Source organism: Blautia argi (assembly GCF_003287895.1).
GTDB lineage: Bacteria > Bacillota > Clostridia > Lachnospirales > Lachnospiraceae > Blautia > Blautia argi.
Window position 1 is genome coordinate 812,737 of the sequence record NZ_CP030280.1, and the last position, 20,314, is coordinate 833,050.

Annotated in this window: 14 protein-coding genes and 3 pseudogenes; 14 read left to right on the plus strand and 3 right to left on the minus strand. The window is 43.8% G+C overall.

Annotated features, from left to right (window positions below; translation table 11 throughout):
- Window positions 1-26 precede the first annotated feature (26 nt).
- Genes rsxC through DQQ01_RS04085 form a run of 4 tightly spaced genes read left to right on the plus strand, consistent with a single transcriptional unit; the run spans window position 27 to window position 4,462 of the window.
- Window positions 27-1,406: an electron transport complex subunit RsxC gene (rsxC, locus tag DQQ01_RS04070; RefSeq protein ID WP_111918619.1), complete on the plus strand. Its 1,380-nt coding sequence runs from the start codon at window positions 27-29 to the stop codon at window positions 1,404-1,406.
- Window positions 1,403-2,371: an RnfABCDGE type electron transport complex subunit D gene (locus tag DQQ01_RS04075; protein ID WP_111918621.1), complete on the plus strand. Its 969-nt coding sequence runs from the start codon at window positions 1,403-1,405 to the stop codon at window positions 2,369-2,371. The genes rsxC and DQQ01_RS04075 overlap by 4 nt, the downstream gene beginning before the upstream one ends.
- A complete protein-coding gene (locus tag DQQ01_RS04080) occupies window positions 2,368-3,672 on the plus strand; it encodes an FMN-binding protein (protein ID WP_111918623.1) in 1,305 nt (434 codons plus the stop codon). The genes DQQ01_RS04075 and DQQ01_RS04080 overlap by 4 nt, the downstream gene beginning before the upstream one ends.
- A gap of 19 nt (window positions 3,673-3,691) precedes the next feature.
- Window positions 3,692-4,462 (plus strand): hypothetical protein, encoded by a 771-nt coding sequence (locus DQQ01_RS04085; RefSeq protein WP_111918625.1) that lies wholly within the window; start codon window positions 3,692-3,694, stop codon window positions 4,460-4,462.
- Window positions 4,463-4,537: 75 nt separating this feature from the next.
- On the opposite strand, the gene DQQ01_RS04090 is transcribed toward DQQ01_RS04085, so the two are convergent.
- Complete coding sequence (locus tag DQQ01_RS04090) at window positions 4,538-5,578, minus strand: FAD:protein FMN transferase (protein WP_111918627.1); 1,041 nt, start codon at window positions 5,576-5,578, stop codon at window positions 4,538-4,540.
- Window positions 5,579-5,701: 123 nt separating this feature from the next.
- Between DQQ01_RS04090 and DQQ01_RS04095 the strand changes: the two genes are divergently transcribed.
- The 4 genes and pseudogenes from DQQ01_RS04095 (at window position 5,702) to DQQ01_RS18045 (ending at window position 10,369) form a co-directional block, all read left to right on the plus strand.
- On the plus strand, window positions 5,702-6,370 hold the full coding sequence (locus DQQ01_RS04095; protein WP_111918629.1) for a polysaccharide deacetylase family protein: 669 nt from the start codon (window positions 5,702-5,704) through the stop codon (window positions 6,368-6,370).
- 9 nt (window positions 6,371-6,379) lie between these two features.
- Window positions 6,380-7,700: pseudogene (locus tag DQQ01_RS04100) on the plus strand (replication-associated recombination protein A).
- 59 nt (window positions 7,701-7,759) lie between these two features.
- Window positions 7,760-8,979: pseudogene (locus DQQ01_RS18040) on the plus strand (aminotransferase class I/II-fold pyridoxal phosphate-dependent enzyme).
- A gap of 24 nt (window positions 8,980-9,003) precedes the next feature.
- Window positions 9,004-10,369: pseudogene (locus tag DQQ01_RS18045) on the plus strand (MATE family efflux transporter).
- Between the two features lie 63 nt (window positions 10,370-10,432).
- Here DQQ01_RS18045 and DQQ01_RS04115 read toward each other — a convergent pair.
- Window positions 10,433-10,975 carry a shikimate kinase gene (locus DQQ01_RS04115; protein ID WP_111918631.1) on the minus strand — a complete coding sequence of 181 codons (543 nt, stop codon included), beginning with the start codon at window positions 10,973-10,975 and terminating at the stop codon, window positions 10,433-10,435.
- 240 nt (window positions 10,976-11,215) lie between these two features.
- Between DQQ01_RS04115 and DQQ01_RS04120 the strand changes: the two genes are divergently transcribed.
- Genes DQQ01_RS04120 through DQQ01_RS04130 form a run of 3 tightly spaced genes read left to right on the plus strand, consistent with a single transcriptional unit; the run spans window position 11,216 to window position 15,683 of the window.
- Window positions 11,216-11,659, plus strand: coding sequence for a MarR family winged helix-turn-helix transcriptional regulator (locus DQQ01_RS04120; RefSeq protein ID WP_111918633.1), 444 nt, complete (start codon window positions 11,216-11,218; stop codon window positions 11,657-11,659).
- A 27-nt stretch (window positions 11,660-11,686) separates the two neighbouring features.
- Window positions 11,687-13,855 (plus strand): ABC transporter ATP-binding protein, encoded by a 2,169-nt coding sequence (locus tag DQQ01_RS04125; RefSeq protein WP_111918635.1) that lies wholly within the window; start codon window positions 11,687-11,689, stop codon window positions 13,853-13,855.
- Window positions 13,848-15,683 carry an ABC transporter ATP-binding protein gene (locus DQQ01_RS04130; RefSeq protein WP_111918637.1) on the plus strand — a complete coding sequence of 612 codons (1,836 nt, stop codon included), beginning with the start codon at window positions 13,848-13,850 and terminating at the stop codon, window positions 15,681-15,683. The genes DQQ01_RS04125 and DQQ01_RS04130 overlap by 8 nt, the downstream gene beginning before the upstream one ends.
- 468 nt (window positions 15,684-16,151) lie before the next feature.
- On the opposite strand, the gene DQQ01_RS04145 is transcribed toward DQQ01_RS04130, so the two are convergent.
- Complete coding sequence (locus DQQ01_RS04145; protein WP_111918641.1) at window positions 16,152-16,490, minus strand: hypothetical protein; 339 nt, start codon at window positions 16,488-16,490, stop codon at window positions 16,152-16,154.
- 436 nt (window positions 16,491-16,926) lie between these two features.
- Between DQQ01_RS04145 and DQQ01_RS04155 the strand changes: the two genes are divergently transcribed.
- The 3 genes from DQQ01_RS04155 to DQQ01_RS04165 all read left to right on the plus strand — a co-directional run bounded on the left by DQQ01_RS04155 (window position 16,927) and on the right by DQQ01_RS04165 (window position 20,314).
- A complete protein-coding gene (locus DQQ01_RS04155) occupies window positions 16,927-17,775 on the plus strand; it encodes an MBL fold metallo-hydrolase (protein ID WP_111918643.1) in 849 nt (282 codons plus the stop codon).
- Window positions 17,776-17,898: 123 nt separating this feature from the next.
- Window positions 17,899-18,648 (plus strand): MBL fold metallo-hydrolase, encoded by a 750-nt coding sequence (locus tag DQQ01_RS04160; RefSeq protein WP_162624238.1) that lies wholly within the window; start codon window positions 17,899-17,901, stop codon window positions 18,646-18,648.
- Complete coding sequence (locus tag DQQ01_RS04165; RefSeq protein WP_242980559.1) at window positions 18,608-20,314, plus strand: glycoside hydrolase family 3 protein; 1,707 nt, start codon at window positions 18,608-18,610, stop codon at window positions 20,312-20,314. Before DQQ01_RS04160 ends, DQQ01_RS04165 begins: the two co-directional genes overlap by 41 nt.

Below are 20,314 nucleotides of genomic sequence, written 5' to 3' on the forward strand. Positions count from 1 at the left end.
TGAAAGTGACTGGAGGAAGACAGAACATGTGGAAGAAGAAGAAAAGCGGATTCCCCGGAGGAATCCACCCCACAGACGGTTATGACAAAGCCATGACCATGCATCTGCCTGTCCGTGAATACTGGCCTGAAACAGTAACCATTCTGGCAGAACAGTCCTTTGGAGGCAAATGCTCTCTTTTGGTAAAGCCGGGAGATAAGGTCACCGCAGGAAGTCAGATTGGAAAGCCGGAGGCATTTATGGCAGCGCCTCTTCATGCAAGCGTAAGCGGAGAGGTACTGGAAGTAAAAGAGGTGTGCCAGCAAAATCGTATGGTTTTGGGGTGCATTGTGAAACGTGAAGGGGAAATGGAGAGAAAACCCCAGGCATATGAGTCAGAGATGGTAAGTCCGGAGAAGTATTCCAGAGAAGAGATTCTGGCAGGTGTCCGGGACGGCGGTCTTACCGGTATGGGCGGCGCAGGATTTCCCACTCATAAAAAATATGAAACAGACAAGCCCATTGACAGCCTTTTGATTAACGGCGCAGAGTGTGAACCTTTTCTCACCTGTGATTACCGCTTAATGTTAGAGCAGGGATACGGAATTTTAAATGGAATCTGTCTGCTTTTAAAGGCATCAGGAGCAAAGAAAGCCTATCTTTGTATTGAAGATAATAAACCGGAGGCTATCAGCAGTCTTCGGAAGATTTTGGAGGCTGCACGACAGGACGGAAAAATAAAAGAAGTCCGGAATCTGGAGATTGTAGAATTACCTGCAAAATATCCTCAGGGTGGGGAACGGCAGCTTATCCAGGCTGTTTTGGGAAAAGAAGTACCTCAGGGCGGACTTCCGGCTGATGTAGGCGTGATTGTTTCCAATGTGGGAACTGCAAAGGCAGCCGCAGATATGGTTTTAGGAGGAATTCCTCTGATTCGCAGGACTGTTACAGTGACAGGCTGTGTAAAGGAGCCGGGCAATTATCTGGTACCTGTGGGCACTTCAGTAAAGGAATTAGTGGAACTTTGCGGTGGCGTTACAGTAAAAGAAAACCGGATTATTGCCGGCGGACCCATGACAGGGCCTTGTGTGGCTTCTGACTGGAATGGGGAAGAAGAACTTTTCTATGTGACAAAAAATACTTCCGGTATTCTGGTATTGCCTGACAGACAGGAAGAGGAGCAGCCTTGTATCCGCTGCTCAGGCTGCGCGAATGTATGTCCGGCAGGGTTGGTTCCTTATCAGATTGAATATGCCTTTTTGGAAGAAGATTATGATTTGTGCGAACAGCTTCACGCCAGCGAATGTATTGCCTGTGGCTGTTGCTCTTACACCTGTCCGGCAAAAAGAGAACTTTCTGTACGGACCAGAATGGCAAGAGATATGGTGAAACAGAGAATGCGGGAAAGGGCGGTGAAGAAAGCATGAGTCAGACAAGAGTGATAAACGGACCTCATATCCGTACAGAGCGGACTACCAGAAATGTTATGATGAATGTGTCAATTTCTCTGGTTCCGGCGCTTCTTGGCGCGATTTACTTTTTTGGGATCAGAGCTTTATATTTGGCAGGGCTTTCCATTACCGTGTGTGTTCTTACAGAGTTTTTCTGGCAGAAATTAACGAAAAAACAGGTAACAGCAGGAGATTTCAGCGCTGTGGTTACCGGACTTTTACTGGTATTGAACATGCCGGTTACGGTTCCTGTTTGGACGCTTGTGGCAGCAGATGTATTCAGTATTCTGGTTGTAAAGCAGATGTTTGGAGGAATCGGAAATAACTTTGTCAATCCGGCATTAATGGGAAGACTTTTAACCATGGTTGCCTGGCCGGGTGCGGTTATGCAGTATGTTGCCCCAAGAACCTTAGAAACAGACGCCGTATCTGCGGCTACGGTTTTAGGCGCGGTAAAAACAGGAGGAGAGCAGAGCTACAGCTATCTGCAGATGTTCCTGGGAGAAACGCCGGGAGCTATGGGAGAAACCAGTAAACTATTGTTATTGGTTGGTTTTGCCTATATGTGTTATAAGGGAATTGTTAATGCGGAAGCATGCCTTACTTATATTGGAACAGTAGTAGTGCTGACCTTTATTTTTGGTCCGGAGGGACTATTTACAGGAGATATTCTTCTGAATCTTTTCGGAGGCGGACTGATTATGGGAGGGTGTTATATGTTATCTGACTATGCTTTTGTGTCCAGAAGAGGGAAACTGCTTTACGCAGTCACAGCAGGTATTATTACTGCGGCAATTCGAATTTTCAGCGTTTATCCGGAAGGAATCTGCTTTGGTATTTTAACAGCAAACTGTATGGCAGGAATGTTGTCCTTCGTGTATCAAAAGCATGTATATGGAATTTCAGAAAAAAGAGGCTTAAATTGGAGGAAGAATCGATGAAAAATAAAAATGTAAAAGGGCTTCTTGCCCTGGTTGTTGTGACAGCTCTTTCTTTTGGAGTGATTTTAGGCTCAAAGGCACTGGCACAGGATACAGGAGCAGGAGATGCGTCCAAGGAAGCAAAGGTTCTGGAAGAGCTGGATACGAAAGGCGCTGAAAATATTCAGAAAGCGGTAAAAACAGATAAGGGTTATGTGGTTACTGTGAAGAAAAAAGGCTATGCCAGCGATATTGTGATGAAGGTTTCTTTTGATGAAAAAGGGGAAACCGTGACAAATGCAGAAGTGACAGAACAGAATGAAACAGAGGGTCTGGGTGCGAAGATTGCAGATGCAGAATTTTTAAGCCAGTTTGAGGGTGTAAAAGCTCCAGTGGTTCTGCCGGGCATGAAGCTGGAAGGCGACAGCCAGGAAAAAAACAGCACAGAGGAATTAAAAGGCGCTGTTTTTGCAGATGGAACTTATGAGGCAAAAGGTGAGCCAATGGACGGTTTCACAGACCAGGTGAACATGACTGTAAAAGACGGAAAGATTACGGAAGTCGTATGGGAATCCGTAGGAGAAGACGGAAGTAAGAAGAGCGTATTGTCTGAAAGCGGAGAATATGTGATGACAGAAGACGGTCCGACCTGGAAAGAACAGGCAGAAGCTATGGCAGCAGCTCTGGTAGAGAATCAGTCTTTAGATTTTGCAGCATTAGATGAGCAGGGAAAAACCGATGCTGTATCAGGCGTGAGCATTTCCGTAGGCGGATTTGTGAATCTGGCAGAACAGTGTATGAAAGAAGCTGCCGGCATTACAGAAACACCGGTTTTACAGGACGGAACCTATGAGGCAAAAGGTGAGCCGGCAGATGGTTATACAGACCAGGTAAATATGACCGTAAAAGACGGCAAAATTACAGAAGTGGTATGGGAGTCTGTAGGAGAAGACGGAAGCAAGAAGAGCGTATTGTCTGAAAGCGGAGAATATGTGATGACAGAAAACGGTCCAACCTGGAAAGAACAGGCAGAGGCTATGGCAGCAGCTCTGGTAGAGAATCAGTCTTTAGATTTTGCAGAACTGAATGAACAGGGGAAAACCGATGCTGTATCAGGCGTGAGTATTTCCGTAGGAGGATTCGTTGATTTGGCACAGCAGTGTCTGAACCAGGCTGCCGGAATAGAAGAAACAAAAGAGCAGGAAACAGAAACTCCGGCAGAAGGAACACAGGTAGATGCAGTGTCCGGCGCTACCATTTCTTCCACAGCAGCGGTAACAGGAATTAATGATGCTTATGCATTTTTACAGACAGTGAAATAAGAAAAGCGGAGGATACAATATGAAGTTAAAATATCCGGCAGAAGCGTTTGCTTTTGGAATCGTGTTGTTTTCCGCGGGAATGAAAGAGGCCTTTGCAGCAGGAATTCTGGTAATCCTGGCAACTGTTTTTGCAGAAGCTCTGAGAAATCTGTTAAAAGACTGGGTTCCTGAGTGGAGTCTGTATTTATGTGTATGCATAGGAACCGTAGCGGTGTGTGCTTCTGTATTCCTTCTTGGATTTACGGCTCTTGGAATTCCGGTTGACAATACAGGAATGTGGATTATGACCTGTATTTTAGGACTTTTCATAGTGAAACATGTGCTGACAGGAGCTATTGACGGAGAGTATGGAGAACTTTTCTGGGAAACTGCCATTGCCTGGGGTTTTTGGATTCTTCTGGCTGTTGCAAGGGAATTTTTCGGCGCGGGAACAATTTTTGAAAACAGCATTTGTCAGGCAGAATTTCAGTCTAAGATTTTTCAGGATACTATGTTTGGCTTCCTTACTGCAGGTATGACGCTTGCCTTTACCAATGGAGTCCTGAAGAAAAAAAGCGCCAATACACACAGCCTTCTGGTGGTGATTCCCCTGGCAGTGTTTATGCGTCCCTTTGCCATGGAGAGCTTTGGAGCGCTTTTAGGACAGATTTGGACCATTGCAGTACCGATTATTTTGTTCATGTCCGTAAAAGTAACTTTGAAATTTGCACGGACCAGCAGGGCGTATAAAGGCCTTCCGGTGGAAATGTTGGCAATGGGATTCATTTATATGATTTTGAGTATTTATTAAACATAAATAATTTCAAAAAAAACGGAACAGACTTATCATATGAGAAAGTCTGCTCTGTTTTTTGATCCATAGGAATTATTTTTCCACTGCCTTGATTTTAATTTTGTCTTTAAACCCTTCACTGTAATGTAGTTCATAATCATCAGTGATAAACACGGCCTGTACGTCCGGCAGGCTGTTTATCAGTTCCATGCCCTTTTCCAGACCAAGTGCAAAGCAGGAAGTGCTGAGTCCATCACCGTCCACGGATTTGTCTGAAATAATGGTGACAGATACCAGATGGTTGTCATAGGGATACCCTGTTTTGGGATTTAAAATATGGTGATAAAAGGTTCCGTCTTTTTCAAAATACCGCTCATAAATCCCTGAGGATACCACGGATTTGTCTGTGATTTCCATGACAGCAATGGTTTCGCTGCGGTCTGCAAAAGGTTTCTGGATACCGATTTTAAAAGGTACGCCTTCCGGCTTTTCCCCTACGCACAAAACATTTCCACCCAGATTAATGGTGGCGCTTTTGACGCCCTTTTCTAAGAGAAAAACCTTGATTTCATCTGCAATGTATCCCTTGGCAATAGCGCCTAAATCCAGTCCCATACCGTCCTTTTTAAAAGTCAGCAGATTTCCTCTTAATTCTGCGTCCCGGTAGTCCACCAGAGGCAGAGCATTTCTAAGTTCCTCGTGAGAAGGGATTCGTTTTTCTTCAGAGGTAAAATCCCAAAGAGAGGATACCGGCTCAATGGCAATGTCAAAAGCCCCGTCAGAAAGTTTTCCGTATTCCAGCCCCTTTTGAATGAGTGCAGCCGTTTTTTCGCTTAGTACAAAGGCATTTCCCTGTTTTGGAAGGGTGCCGTGATTGAGCTGATAGATTTCACTGTCCTTTAAGGTGCGACTGAAAAGCTTTTCGTACTTGTCGCACAGAGCCACGGCTTCCTCCGCCAGCTTCTGGTCCCTGGAATCATAGAGGGTGACTGTGACAATGGTATTTAGCTTAAAGGCTGTTGCAGATACGGGTTCAGCAGCAGGCTTCTTTTTGGCATAGAAAAATGCAAACAGAGCCAGAACCAAAAGACCCAGTATGCAGCAGGTAATAAATTTTGATTTTCTGGTTTTCATAGATACTCCTTACTGTTTTGGTCAAGATGCAAAGGTTATTGTAAAGGGAGAAGAGGAGTTCTGTCAAGAGGGAGGATACTTTGCATATAGTATTAAAAACAGAGAAAATCGGAGCAAAAGAGTATGAAAAAGTGGATAACAGCAGTCTGTGTTCTCCTGTTTCTGGCAGTCTTCCTGTCCGGAGGAAAAGGCATGGAAAAAGCGCAGGAAACAGCAGGAGAACTTTTAGACGAAGAACACCCACGCATCGCCCTGACCTTTGACGATGGCCCGCATAGTATTTATACAGAGAAATTGCTGGACGGATTAAAAGAGCGGGAGATTCCGGCTACCTTTTTTCTTATTGGAAAGAATATAGAGGGAAACGAAGGGCTGGTAAAGCGTATGCAAAAGGAAGGGCATCTCATTGGAAATCACACCTATCACCATGTAAACTTAAAGAAGATTTCAGAAAGCCAGGCAAAAGAGGAGATTTTGCTTACCTGTAATAAAATTTATGAAAATACAGGAGTCTGTCCTTCTTTTGTCCGTCCGCCTTTTGGTGCATGGAGACAGAACCTGGATTTTCAGATTACTATGTTTCCGGTATCCTGGAACGTGGATTCTTTGGACTGGACCACAGAAAATACGGAAAAAATTGTGAAAAGGGTAGTGAAAGATGTGCAGGAAGGTGATATTATTTTAATGCATGATATTTTTCAGTCTTCTGTAGATGCTGCGCTGCAGGTGGCAGATATACTGGAAGAGCAGGGATATGAATTTGTTACAGTAGAAGAACTGCTGTTGGAATAGGAGAACCATATGGATTTATTTGATTATATGAAGGAACAGACTTTGGAGAACGAATCTCCGCTGGCGTCCCGTATGCGCCCCCGGACATTGGAAGAGGTGGCCGGACAGGAACATATTATCGGAAAGGATAAGTTGCTTTACCGCGCCATTAAGGCGGATAAGCTGGGTAGCGTTATTTTTTACGGCCCGCCGGGAACCGGAAAGACCACTCTGGCAAAGGTGATTGCCAACACTACCAGCGCCCGGTTTCATCAGATTAATGCCACTGTGGCAGGAAAAAAAGATATGGAAGAGGTGGTGAAAGAAGCACAGCAGCACCTTGGCATGTATGGGAAGAAGACCATTTTGTTTGTAGATGAGATTCATCGCTTTAATAAGAGCCAGCAGGATTATCTGCTTCCTTTTGTGGAGGACGGCACCTTGATTTTAATCGGCGCCACTACAGAGAATCCTTATTTTGAGGTAAACGGTGCGCTGATTTCCCGCTCCATTGTATTTGAATTAAAGCCTCTGCAAAAAGAGGATATCTGCAGACTTCTGGAACGTGCCGTGACAGATAAGGAGCGTGGAATGGGAAGCTATGGGGCAGTGCTTCATGAGGACGCAAAGGAATTTCTGGCAGATATTGCAGGAGGAGATGCCAGAGCTGCCTTAAATGCCCTGGAACTCGGAATTCTGACAACGGAAAAAAGAGAAGACGGGAAGATACATATTGATCTGGAAACAGCGTCCCAGTGTATTCAGAAACGGGTGGTGCGCTACGACAAAACAGGGGATAACCATTATGACACCATTTCTGCCTTTATTAAAAGTATGCGCGGCTCTGACCCGGACGCAGCTGTGTTTTATCTGGCAAAAATGCTGTATGCAGGAGAAGACATCAAATTTATTGCCAGAAGAATTATGATTTGCGCTGCAGAAGATGTGGGAAACGCAGACCCGCAGGCCTTGCAGGTGGCAGTGGCGGCAGCCCAGGCAGTAGAGCGTCTTGGTATGCCGGAGGCACGGATTCCCCTTGCCCAGGCAGTTACCTATGTGGCAAGTGCGCCAAAGAGCAACGCAGCGTATCTGGCTATTGATGAGGCCTTAGAAGCAGTGCGTTCGGTAAAAACAACGGTGCCGGTACATTTGCAGGATTCTCATTATAAAGGGGCGGCAAAAATGGGACATGGTATTGGATATCAATATGCCCATGATTATCCCAATCATTACGTAAAGCAGCAGTATCTGCCTTCTGAGCTGGAGGGAAGGGTTTTTTTACCGCCCTACAGACAACGGATACGAGGAAAAGATTCAGGAATATTTCCGAAAGATTCAGGAAAATAGTTGAGTTTCCCAGACTAAAGTGATAAAATCTATTGTTATAAAAAAGAAAACGAGGGCAAAGGTATGAGAACATTTCAGAAATCATCAAAACTGGACAATGTATGCTATGACGTAAGAGGGCCGGTCCTGGACGAAGCGAACCGTATGCAGGAGAGTGGCATTGATATTTTAAAACTGAACATCGGAAATCCTGCGCCATTCGGGTTCTCAGCCCCGGAGGAAGTCATTCTGGATATGATTTATAATCTGAGAGAGAGTCAGGGCTATTCTGATTCAAAAGGAATTTTTGCAGCGCGGAAGGCAATTATGCAGTATTGTCAGATTAAAAAAATCCCCAATGTGTCTATTAACGATATTTATACAGGAAACGGAGTCAGTGAGCTGATTAACATGGCAATGCAGGGACTGGTAGACAGCGGTGATGAAATTCTGGTGCCGTCCCCGGATTATCCCCCTGTGGACTGGCTGCGTTACTCTGGCAGGAGGCAAGGCTGTACACTATATTTGTGATGAGCAGTCTGAGTGGTATCCGGATATTGAGGACATCAGGAGCAAAATCACAGACCGGACAAAGGCCATTGTGCTGATTAATCCCAATAATCCTACAGGTGCGGTGTATCCAAAAGAAGTACTGCAGGAGATTGTGGACGTAGCAAGAGAGCACGAGCTGATGATTTTCTCTGATGAGATTTATGACCGTCTGGTTATGGACGGCATTGAACACACCTCTATTGCCTCTTTAGCGCCGGATTTGTTCTGTGCCACTTTAAATGGACTTTCCAAATCCCATATGGTAGCAGGCTTTCGCTGCGGCTGGCTGGTGTTAAGCGGTGCAAAGGAGAAAGGAAAAAGCTACATAGAGGGCTTAAACATGCTTTCCAACATGCGCCTTTGTTCCAATGTACCGGCGCAGGCAGTGGTGCAGACAGCCCTTGGCGGATACCAGAGCGTCAATGAATATCTGGTGCCGGGGGGAAGGATTTATGAGCAGAGAGAATTTATATACAACGCCATTAAGGATATACCAGGCATTTCCGTGGTGAAACCAAAGGCAGCTTTTTATATTTTCCCAAAACTGGATACCGAGAAATTCAACATTTATGATGACGAAAAATTTGCTCTGGATTTGCTTCATGAGAAGAAAATTCTGGTTACCTGCGGCAAAGGATTTAACTGGGGCAAGCCAGATCATTTTCCGCATTGTATATCTGCCTAATGTAGAGGTGCTTGGAAAGGCGGCGGATAAGCTGGCAGATTTCCTGTCAACTTATAGACAGAAGTAAAGGTAATATGAGGAAGTGATATAAATGGAGGAGCATGACTTTTCCAGAGGAAGCATGCTGGGAAATATTTTCCGGCTGTCCCTTCCTCTGATTCTGGCACAGTTCATCAATGTGCTTTACAATATTGTAGACCGGGTTTATATTGGCAGGATTCCCGGCGCAAGCTCGGCAGCCCTTACCGGAGTAGGGGTTGCCTTTCCTGTCATTACTGCCATTATGGCGTTTTCTTTTCTCATTGGTACAGGAGGCGCACCTCTTTGTTCCATTGAAAGAGGCAGGGGAAATGCAGAAAAGGCAAAAGTGATTATGGGAAATTCCTTTCTCATGACTCTGGTGCTCGGAATCGTGCTGACGGTTATGGGATTTTTTGTGAAAGAGCCTCTTTTGTATGCACTCGGGGCAAGTAAGGATACTTTCGGGTATGCCAATGACTATCTGGGGATTTATCTTCTGGGGACAGTTTTTGTTATGATAACCATGTCCATGAACGGATTTATTAATTGTCAGGGCTTTGCACGGACTGGTATGTGTACGGTTCTCATCGGGGCAGTGATAAATTTGATTTTAGACCCTGTGTTTATCTTTGGATTTCATATGGGAGTAAAAGGTGCGGCAGTAGCAACGGTGATTTCCCAGGCAGTGTCTGCCCTTTGGGTAGTGTCGTTTCTGCGGGGGAAGGAAAACTCTTTTAAAGCTGCAGAAGCAGTATATGAAGCCAAAGCTTTCCTGTATGAAGGAAATTCTGGCTCTTGGGCTTTCTGGTTTTATTATGGCAGCAACCAACTGCGCGGTACAGGTGGTATGTAATGTAACCCTGCAGTCCTTTGGCGGAGATGTGTATGTGGGGATTATGACTGTTGTAAACTCTGTGCGCGAGGTGTTAAGCGTACCGGCGCAGGGCTTCAGTCAGGGAGCGCAGCCGGTTCTGGGATTTAACTATGGGGCCAAGGAATACAAAAGAGTGCGATCAGGTATTAAGATTATGTCTGTGGGCTGTATGGCATATACCACTATAGCATGGATTTTCACTCTTTTGCTGCCTGGATTTTTTATCCACCTGTTTAACGGAGGAGAAGAATTTTTACAACTGGGAGTACCTGCCATGCGGATTTATTTCTTTGGCTTTTGCTTTATGTCCCTGCAATTTGCAGGGCAAAGTGTGTTTACGGCTCTTGGAAAGGCAAAGCAGGCAATCTTTTTTTCTCTGCTTCGCAAAGCAATCATTGTCATACCGCTGACCCTGTGGCTTCCTTATGTGGCAAATTTGGGGGCAGACGGCGTGTTTCTGGCAGAGCCGATATCCAACTTTATCGGAGGAATTGCATGCTTTGTCACTATGCTCTGCGTAGTTTTGCCGGAGCTTTCTAAGGGAAAGCAAAAAGAGGGGTAAAGCAGAGCGATTACTTTATCTCCTGTTTTGTGGGACAGCCCTGAGATAAGAGCAATTAACTGATTAGCAGAAGCAGGATACCTCTGTCAGGATTTCCTCGCAGATTTGAGAAATGCTTTTGTGGTCTGTGGAAATAACCAAATCCGCGGCTGCCAGGTACTTGTCCCTGCGTTCGTCCATAAGACGGGCAATGTCTTCTGTGTTTTTCCTGTTTTTCAGGACAGGGCGGGAATTGTCATGCTTTACCCGTTCCAGTACGGTTTCCGGGCTGGCGGTGAGGAGTATGACCTTCCCGTTTTTTTTCATTTGTGTGATATTTTCCGGGCGTAGCACAATGCCGCCGCCGCAGGAAAGAATCTGGTTTGTTTCTCTTTGCAGTTCTTTTAAAAGATGGGATTCCAGATCTCTGAAATAAGCTTCTCCTTTTTCAGCAAAGATATCCGGAATACTTTTTCCTTCTCTATGGGCGATTTCTTCGTCCATTTCGATGATTTCCATATGCTGTGTTTTGCCAAGGTATCTGGCAACCGTACTTTTTCCGGTGCCCATAAAACCAATGAGTATGAGATTAAAAGGGAAGACGTGTGTTTTTTTATTCGGTGTCATAGAGTGAAAGCCTGCCTTTCTTCAGATTAAATACTTTTTTAATTTAAATTGTGAAAATATTATGTTTATTATAGCAGGGCAAAACCAGGGGTGCAAGAGAGAAATTATACAGTTAGATAACTAATTAATTTTTTGGGAGTAATTTATAAAAAAAATGTAAAATTAAAAAATATATATTGAAATTTAGAAGAATGTGCCATAATATATGTTAGTCGACTAACTAAAGAGAGGAGAAGCGGCATGACAGATAAGAAAAAAGATGATAGCTTTCAGAGCAAGTTTGTAAAGCTGACACATCTGTATTTCCGCAATACCTTTTGTCTGTTCAGTGAAATTGGGATTCACCCAAAGCAGATTCCTCTGCTGTGTCAACTGGAAAAAAAGGAGGGCATGAGCCAGAAGGAAATTTCCGAAAACCTTCATATCAGTGCAGCAACAGTGGCTGTTTCCATGAAGCGTCTGGAAAAGACAGGCGTGATTGAGCGAAGAAGCGATCAGGAGGATCAGAGGCGAATCCGCATTTATCTGACCGAGAGAGGGAGGGAACTCATAGAAAAGGTGAGAACCTGTGTGGAGCAAAATGAAAAAATGATTTTTCAGGGCTTTTCTGAAAGTGAAATGTGCCTGATGAAGCGTTTTTTTGACCAGATGATTGCAAATCTGGAGGAAGATAGAACATTATAGAAGCAAGAGGCAGAAAAGGAGGACATTATGTTAAAAATGTTTCATTACATGAAGGAGCGGTGGCACTATATTGTCATGATTATCCTTCTGTTATTTGTCCAGGCATTTTGCGATTTGTCCCTGCCGGATTACACGTCTAAAATTGTCAACGTGGGAATTCAGCAAAAGGGCATTGAGGACGGAGTGCCGGATACCCTGAGAAAAGAATCCATGGAGCAGATTTCTCTGTTTCTGGAGGAAGAGGACAGCGAAAAGGTAAAAGCGTCTTATGAGGAAGACGGAGATATTTACCGGTTAAAGGAAATAACCAGGGAAGAACGGGAAGAATTAAATCAGATTCTGGGAATCCCGGAAATGGTTGTCAGCGGATTGTGGGACGATTCCTCCAAAGAGGTTGCAAAGATAAAAGAACAGCTGCAGGTTCCAGAGGAAGCCAAGCTTCTGGAAGTGTTTGCCCAGATGCCAAAGGAACAGTTAAGTGCCATGAAAGAGGGAATGACGGAAAAGTTTGAGGAAATGCCGGAATCCATTGTAACACAGAGCGCAGTTCTCTTTGTGGAAGAAGAATACAAGGCGCAGGGAAAGGATATGGACGCTTTGCAGACACAGTATATTCTCATAAGCGGTCTGAAAATGCTGGGACTGGCGCTTCTTGCCATGGGAGCAGCCATTATGGTGACTTTCTTATCCTCCCAGGTGGCAGCAACCCTTGGTAAGAATCTGCGAAATCATGTGTACAGAAAGGTTATTTCTTTTTCAGGAGAGGAATTAAACCATTTTTCTACAGCCTCTCTGATTACCAGAAGTACTAATGATGTACAGCAGGTACAGCTTCTTTTTACGCTGTTGTTCCGTATTGTGCTATATGCGCCTATTCTGGGTATCGGCGGTGTGTATAAGGTATTCCAGACCGATGCGTCCATGACCTGGATTCTGGGGCTTGCGGTAGTGGTGATTATGCTGTTTGTGGCGCTGCTTTTCAAAATTGCCATGCCGAAATTTACAAAACTACAGTATCTGATCGATGAGCTGAATCTGGTATCCAGAGAAATTCTCACCGGTGTTCCGGTGATCCGTGCCTTCAGTCGGGAAAAGCATGAGGAAGAACGGTTTGAGGAGGCAAATGCAAGACTGACAAAGACAAACCTGTTTGTAAACCGCTGTATGACCTTTATGATGCCTGTGATGATGCTGATTATGAACGGCGTTACGGTTCTGATTGTATGGAACGGTTCTCACGCAGTCAATGACGGAACTATGCAGGTTGGAAATATGATGGCATTTATGCAGTATGCTATGCAGATTATTATGGCATTTCTCATGATTACCATGATGTCCATTATGATTCCCCGTGCAAAGGTAGCGGCAACCCGTATTAACGAAGTTCTGGAAACACAAGTGAGCATTCATGACCCTGAACATACAGAGGAAACAAAGGAAGAGTTAAAAGGTGATGTAGTGTTTGAGCATGTGGGCTTTGCCTATCCGGGAGCAGACGAGGAATCTCTGACAGACATTGATTTCCATGCGAAAAAGGGAGAAACTGTGGCATTTATCGGAAGTACGGGAAGTGGAAAGAGTACTCTGGTAAATCTGATTCCACGTTTCTTTGACGTGACTTCAGGAAGAATTCTGGTGGACGGTGTGGATATCCGTAGCCTGAAGTTGCATGATCTGCGGCAGAAAATCGGTTATGTGCCGCAAAAGGGTGTGCTGTTCTCCGGTACCATTGATTCCAATATCCGCTACGGAAAGCCAGAAGTGACACAGGACGAGGTAAAACGGGCAGCCCAGATTGCACAGGCATGGGATTTTATCCAGGAAAAGGAAGAAGGCGTAAATTCAGCCATTGCCCAGGGCGGCTCCAACGTATCCGGAGGACAGAAGCAGCGTCTGTCCATTGCAAGAGCTATTGCAAAAGAGCCGGAAATCTATATTTTCGATGACAGCTTTTCTGCTCTGGATTACAAAACCGACGTGGTGCTTCGAAGGGCCTTGAAGAAGGAAACAAAGGACGCTACAACCCTGATTGTTGCCCAGCGAATCAGTACCATTCTCCATGCAGATAAGATTCTGGTGCTGGACGAAGGTAAGGTCGTGGGACAGGGAACCCACAAGGAACTTTTAAAAACCTGTGAGGTCTATCGTCAGATTGCCATATCACAGTTATCAGAGGAGGAATTGGCAGATGAGTAATGCAAGAAGAGGCCATATGGGAGGACATGGCGGCGGTATGTCCGGAGAAAAGGCAAAAGATTTTAAAACAGCCATGAAAAGACTGCTTTCCTATATGAAACGCTATCGCCCGCAAATGGCATGTATGTTTGTTTTTGCTATTGGCAGCACAGTATTCAGTATCATCGGGCCAAAGATTTTGGGAAAGGCAACCACAGAGCTGTATACAGGTCTGGTGTCTAAAATCAATGGCGGCAGCGGTATTGATTTTGGGAAGATTGCAGCCATTCTTTTGTGGGTATTGGGGCTGTATATGGTCAGCGCCCTGTTCTCCTTTATCCAGGGATTGATTATGACTGGAATTTCCAACAATGTAACCTACAACCTGAGAAAAGATATTTCGGCAAAAATCAACCGGATTCCCATGAAATATTTTGAGAGCAGAACCCACGGGGAAATCCTTTCCAGAATCACTAATGATGTGGATACTTTGCAGGCAAGCATTAACCAGAGTTTTACCCAGCTCATTACTTCAGTAACCATGCTGGTAGGGGTGTTTATTATGATGCTTTCCATTAATGTGTATATGACTCTGGCAGCAGTTCTGATTTTGCCGGTGTCCATGCTGATTATCGGGAAGGTGATGAAGCACTCCCAGAAATACTTCCAGGCGCAGCAGAGATACCTGGGGGAAGTAAACGGACAGGTGGAGGAAATTTACAGTGGTCACAATGTGGTAAAGGCATTTAACAAAGAGGAGGAGGTTATCCGTACTTTCGAGGAAACCAATGAAAAGCTGTACACCTCTGGCTGGCGTTCCCAGTTTTTCTCAGGTATGATGATGCCTATTATGCAGTTTGTGGGAAATCTGGGTTATGTTATGGTTGCCCTTTTAGGCGGCTTTATGGTAATTAAAGGAAAAGTCATGGTGGGAGATATCCAGGCATTTTTTCAGTATATCCGAAACTTTACACAGCCTATTCAGCAAATTGCCCAGGTGACAAATATGTTGCAGTCCTCTGCGGCAGCAGCAGAGCGTGTCTTTGAATTTCTGGACGAGGAAGAGGAAGACCAGATAGTAGAAAATCCTGTGGATATCAGTCATATTGAGGGAAATGTAGAAGCAAAGCATGTGGCATTTGGCTATAACCCGGATCACCTGATTATTCATGATTTCAACGGCGTAGTAAAAGCCGGACAGAAGGTTGCCATTGTAGGTCCTACGGGAGCTGGAAAGACTACCATGATTAAACTTTTGATGCGCTTTTATGATGTAAACTCCGGGGAGATTCTCATTGACGGGCATAACCTGAAAGATTTCAATCGTCCTCAGCTTCGAGAACTTTTCGGTATGGTGCTTCAGGAAACCTGGCTGTTCCATGGCACCATCATGGAAAATATCCGGTACGGCAGACTGGACGCTACAGATGAGGAAGTAATTGCAGCAGCAAAAGCAGCCCATGCCCATCACTTTATTATGTCACAGCCCGGCGGATACCAGATGGAATTAAATGAGGAAACCAGCAATATTTCTCAGGGACAGAAGCAGCTTCTTACCATTGCAAGGGCAATACTGGCAGATAATAAGATTTTGATTCTGGACGAGGCCACATCTTCTGTAGATACCCGAACAGAGGAACGGATTCAGGCGGCAATGGATAATTTGATGAAAGGCAGAACCAGCTTTGTTATTGCACACAGACTGTCCACAATCCGGGACGCTGACCTGATTCTGGTTATGAAGGATGGGGATATTATTGAACAGGGAACCCATGAAAGTCTGCTGGCTGCACAGGGCTTTTATGCAAACCTGTATAACAGCCAGTTTGAAAAGGCAGAGGCAGTCTGAGGGCTTCCTGTCAGAAGACACGCAGGAAAAGATAATAGAGCTTCTGCTTTTTGGGGCAGGTAGGTGAAAGGCTGCGCTCCATAAGTCCAGAATGCTGTTAAATACACAGAAAAAAGCTTCATCTTTGGAGGCACAGAAAGCGCCCATGCGTTTTTTACAGAGAAAGACTCTGCGGAAACAAAACAGGGAAAAGAGCAGAGCGCTAAAAAGCAAAAACAGAAGGAAGAAAGAGAGTATTTTTGTCATAACAGATAAAAATGCTCTTTTTTCTGTATTAGAGTCTTTTGGTGTTTCTGTGGGGGTCTGGTCTTTTTCCTTCTGCACAGAAGGATGGTCAGAGGCAGGATTATCCGGGGCTATGACGTAGCCGCTGACATACCGGGCAGGGATTCCATATATGCGGAAGAGGAGAGTGCCTGCTGTGGCAAAATGTACGCAAAAGTCCTTTTTTTCTTCGTAGAGGAATAGTTACAGCAGATTTTCTCCCTGGGGAACAGAAGAAAGCTCCAGGCTATAGACTGCGTGAGAAGAGAGAAAACTCTTGATTTCCTCAGCAGAAGCCCGGATATCCTGATAGCCCGGATTTTTGGGAAAAGAGGAATATACAGGCAGGGTTTTTACCTCCTCCATAAGCTGGTCAGTAAGGTCCGGGGATTCTAAAACATGGGCAGAATCCAGGGAAAGAGGATAGCAGGTACTGGTTAAGGAAGTGTAGGCACTATGAGAGAGTGTATTGCTGTCCCCAACAGTCATACCTATTGGCACATCGGCGCCGATTGGGCCAAATGTTACCCTGGCAACGCCCATGCATCCATTTTTGCCGGAGGAAAGAAATGTAAGGAAGCGTGATTGGGGCAGGAAGTGTTGTAACCAGAAGCATTCCCCCATATAGTTTAGCTGCCGGAAATCCCTGCAGGGTTATTCGTGTAAATATTGTTTATGAAGAGCAAAAATATAAGAGATTTCCACATGAAGTTGTTCTGTGGAATTGATCAAGATAGGCTGGAAAATAGAAAAGCAGCATTCTATTTTCCAGCCTATCTTTCCTTAGAATATATTTGAAATTCTACGTGCTATTTGATTTATGTATATAAAAAGTTGACAAAAGCAAGTGCTGAAAACTGGTATAAATTCATAAAAAGGAAAAGAAACAAAAATAATAGTTGACTTTTTGTGAAATGAAAGTATATTATAAAATTAAGTTATAAAACAATATATCGTAACTAAAAAGGGAGAAGAAAAAATGGAAATTTTTAGTTCGGAAAAGATTTCACCACATGTTACAAGAATAACAGAATGTACAGGAACACATATGTATCTGGCCGAGGGGGATGATAAGGCACTTCTGATTGATACCGGGTGTGGGGTTGGAAATCTGAAGGAGTATGTAGAACAACTTACAAAAAAACCATTGACTGTCGTGTGCACACACGGGCATATGGATCATGCCGGAGGGGCAGATCAGTTTCACGAAGTGTATTTGAACAGCTCAGATTGGGAACTGTCATTGACACATTGCAGTTTAGAAAATAGAAAAGCATATACGCAGATTACCGTAGGAATGCTGCATCCTGAAATTGATGAGAAGGAGATTTGTTCGCTTGAGTTTCAAAGAACAAGAGGGGGTTCTTATAAAGAACTACAGTCAGGGATGAAATTTAATCTGGGAGGAATAACCGTACAGGCATTATCAATGAAAGGTCATACTCCAGGGAGTATGTGCATGCTATTTTGTGAAGAAAGAAGCATATTATTTGGTGATGCATGCAATCCAAGCGTCTTTTTATTTGATACAGAGGCGGAATCTGTGGAAACTTACAGGAACGTGCTGATAGAATTTCAAAAAAATGAAGAATTGTATGATAGCATTTGGCTTTCGCACGGACCGGGACAAGATATTCCAAAAGAAATATTGGAACAGATGATAGAAGTTTGTAATGAGGTTATAAATGGAATGGATGATAAAGAAGATTTTCATTTTTTTATGGGAGGTGATTATAAAGTAGCTCACAAAATGCTGGAAAATCAAATGAGGGAAGATGGCGGGATAGCCAATATCATTTATAATCCACAAAAAATAGTTAATGCATAAATGAGGGAGGTAAATATGATGCAAAATACAAATGTGAATGAAAACGGAAAAATATATGGAAAATGGAAAATTATGCCAGACACTTGGTGCATTACAGATGGATGGGGAAATTTCATTTACCTTTTGATCGGAAAAGAAAAGGCAATGCTGATTGATACCTGTAGCTGTGAAGGCAATGTGCGTGAAGTGGTTGAAGAAATAACAGAGAAGGAAATTATGGTGGTGAACACGCATGGACATTTTGACCACACCGGTGGAAATGCTTGTTGGCCTGAGGCTTGGATGACAAAGGAGGCATCAGTCCATGCGAAGGAACCATTTGCGGGAATCTATAAAGAATGGTTTGCACAAAAACTTTATCCGGATTATAAGATTCATTTTCTTTCAGGAGGAGAAGAAATTGATCTGGGAGAACGGAAAGTAGAAGTGATTCCGATTCCTGCTCATAGCGAAGGCAGTATTGCATTGCTGGATAGAAAAACCAGAAGTTTATTTGGAGGAGATGAAATTGAGGCTGGGCAGGTAATTTTATTTGTCCGTAACGAAGCGATTAGTTTGCAAGAACTTGCAAAAAGACATAGAGAAAATATGTATAAACTGAAAGCAAAAAGAAAAGATTACGATTGGATCTGGCCGGCACATAATGGATTGCCACTGTATCCCGATGATTATCTGAATGATTACATCGCACTGGATGAAGAAATTATCAATGGAACAGCAAAGGTACTTGCGAATACCGCTGGATTTGGTTTTCCGCCAGACAATCAGGCAGTTCCAAATCCATTTCTGAACTATGGAAAATTATACAGAGTAGAGAAAGGAGTCGCTTCTTTTGTATTTTCAGAAGAAGAAAGTGTGTACCATAATGATTGATTTAAAAGTCAAGCCATTTTATTTGTCGGATGAACAGATTAAGTGGGTAGAGCAAACGATGCAGAATATGTCCCTGGAAGAAAAGATTGGACAATTATTTTGTCCCATTGGTCTGACAGAGGAAAGAGATGAATTGCAAAAAGAGTATTTGGGAAAGCATGTTGGCGGAATGATGTATCGTGCGGTAAAAAACGGGAGCGATATGGCAGCAACGCACAGATATCTGCAGGAAGAAAGCAAAATTCCACTATTGCTTGCTGCAAATCTGGAAAGTGGCGGTACAGGAATCGCAGGCGATGGAACGGATTACGGATGTCAGATGTTAGTGGCAGCAACAGAACAACCGGAGCGGGCTTATGAGTTGGGAACTGTCTGTGCAAAAGAAGGAACCGCATGCGGATGCAATTGGGCATTTGCTCCGGTCGCAGATATTGATTTTAATTTTCGTAATCCGATCACTAATATCAGAACCTATGGTTCTGACCCAGAACGTGTCAGAAAGATGGCTTTAGAGTATGTAAAGGCAATACAGGAAAATGGTATGGCAGCGGCAGCAAAACATTTTCCAGGAGATGGTGTGGATGAAAGAGACCAGCATATTGTTACGAGTATCAATAGTTTATCTTGTGAAGCATGGGATGAATCCTATGGGAAAATTTATAAAAGCCTGATAGATGCTGGACTGCTGTCAATTATGGTGGGACAAATTGCACTTCCGGCTTACGAAAAAGAATTTGGACAGGGCACAGAAATAATTCGGCCCGCTACACTTTCACCTGTAATCCTACAGGAACTCCTTCGCAAAAAGCTTGGTTTTAATGGTGTGATTTCAACAGATGCGACTCAAATGATCGGGTTCTGCAGTGCAATGCCGAGAGAACTTGCTGTACCGACAGCAATAGAGAGTGGCTGTGATATCTTTTTGTTTAACCGATCGCTGGAAGAAGATTTTGAGTTCATGTTAAAAGGATACGAAAAAGGGATTCTCAGTAATAAACGATTAAATGAGGCGGTAAAAAGAATTCTTGGATTGAAACAGGCTTTGAAATTATCTGAAAAAAAGAAAAACGGGGTACTTATTCAGAAGTGTGAAGATGAAGTGATAGGATGCGAAACACATCGTAAGATGGCTGCGGACTGTGCGGACAGGGGAATTACGCTTGTAAAAGAAGAAGAGGAAATCCTTCCGTTGGACCCACGAAAATATCCGAAAATTTATTTACATATTCTTACGAATGATAATCGTGAACTGCTTGAACAGCAGTATGTATCGCTTTTTGAAAAGGAAGGATTCTGCGTAAAACTTTATGAGGAAGATCCGCCAGAAGGATTTGCGGCAGAGAAAGTATCAGAGTTTAAGAAAAAATATGATCTGGTTGTTTATGTTGTAGATATGGAAAATAAAAGTAACTATGTGACGAACCGTCTGGCATGGAATACCATGCATGGAAGTAACAGCCAGCCATGGTTTGTAAAAGAAGTACCGACAATCATGATTAGTACAGCAAATCCATATCATTTGCTGGATGCACCAATGATTCCTGCTTATATTAATACATACTGTAATACAGAATTTACAAGAAAAGCACTGATAGATAAGCTGTGCGGAAGAAGTGATTTTAAAGGAAAGAGTCCGGTTGATGCATTTTGCGGACAAGGGAGATAA

What these genes read in the sequence shown, in the direction of transcription:
- DQQ01_RS04115 (WP_111918631.1), bottom strand. Translation starts at nt 10,975, where the DNA reads ATGACACCGAATAAAAAAACACACGTCTTCCCTTTTAATCTCATACTC.
- DQQ01_RS04120 (WP_111918633.1), top strand. Translation starts at nt 11,216, where the DNA reads ATGACAGATAAGAAAAAAGATGATAGCTTTCAGAGCAAGTTTGTAAAG.
- DQQ01_RS04075 (WP_111918621.1), top strand. Translation starts at nt 1,403, where the DNA reads ATGAGTCAGACAAGAGTGATAAACGGACCTCATATCCGTACAGAGCGG.
- DQQ01_RS04155 (WP_111918643.1), top strand. Translation starts at nt 16,927, where the DNA reads ATGGAAATTTTTAGTTCGGAAAAGATTTCACCACATGTTACAAGAATA.
- DQQ01_RS04090 (WP_111918627.1), bottom strand. Translation starts at nt 5,578, where the DNA reads ATGAAAACCAGAAAATCAAAATTTATTACCTGCTGCATACTGGGTCTT.
- DQQ01_RS04085 (WP_111918625.1), top strand. Translation starts at nt 3,692, where the DNA reads ATGAAGTTAAAATATCCGGCAGAAGCGTTTGCTTTTGGAATCGTGTTG.
- DQQ01_RS04130 (WP_111918637.1), top strand. Translation starts at nt 13,848, where the DNA reads ATGAGTAATGCAAGAAGAGGCCATATGGGAGGACATGGCGGCGGTATG.
- DQQ01_RS04125 (WP_111918635.1), top strand. Translation starts at nt 11,687, where the DNA reads ATGTTAAAAATGTTTCATTACATGAAGGAGCGGTGGCACTATATTGTC.
- DQQ01_RS04095 (WP_111918629.1), top strand. Translation starts at nt 5,702, where the DNA reads ATGAAAAAGTGGATAACAGCAGTCTGTGTTCTCCTGTTTCTGGCAGTC.
- DQQ01_RS04080 (WP_111918623.1), top strand. Translation starts at nt 2,368, where the DNA reads ATGAAAAATAAAAATGTAAAAGGGCTTCTTGCCCTGGTTGTTGTGACA.
- rsxC (WP_111918619.1), top strand. Translation starts at nt 27, where the DNA reads ATGTGGAAGAAGAAGAAAAGCGGATTCCCCGGAGGAATCCACCCCACA.
- DQQ01_RS04145 (WP_111918641.1), bottom strand. Translation starts at nt 16,490, where the DNA reads ATGGGCGTTGCCAGGGTAACATTTGGCCCAATCGGCGCCGATGTGCCA.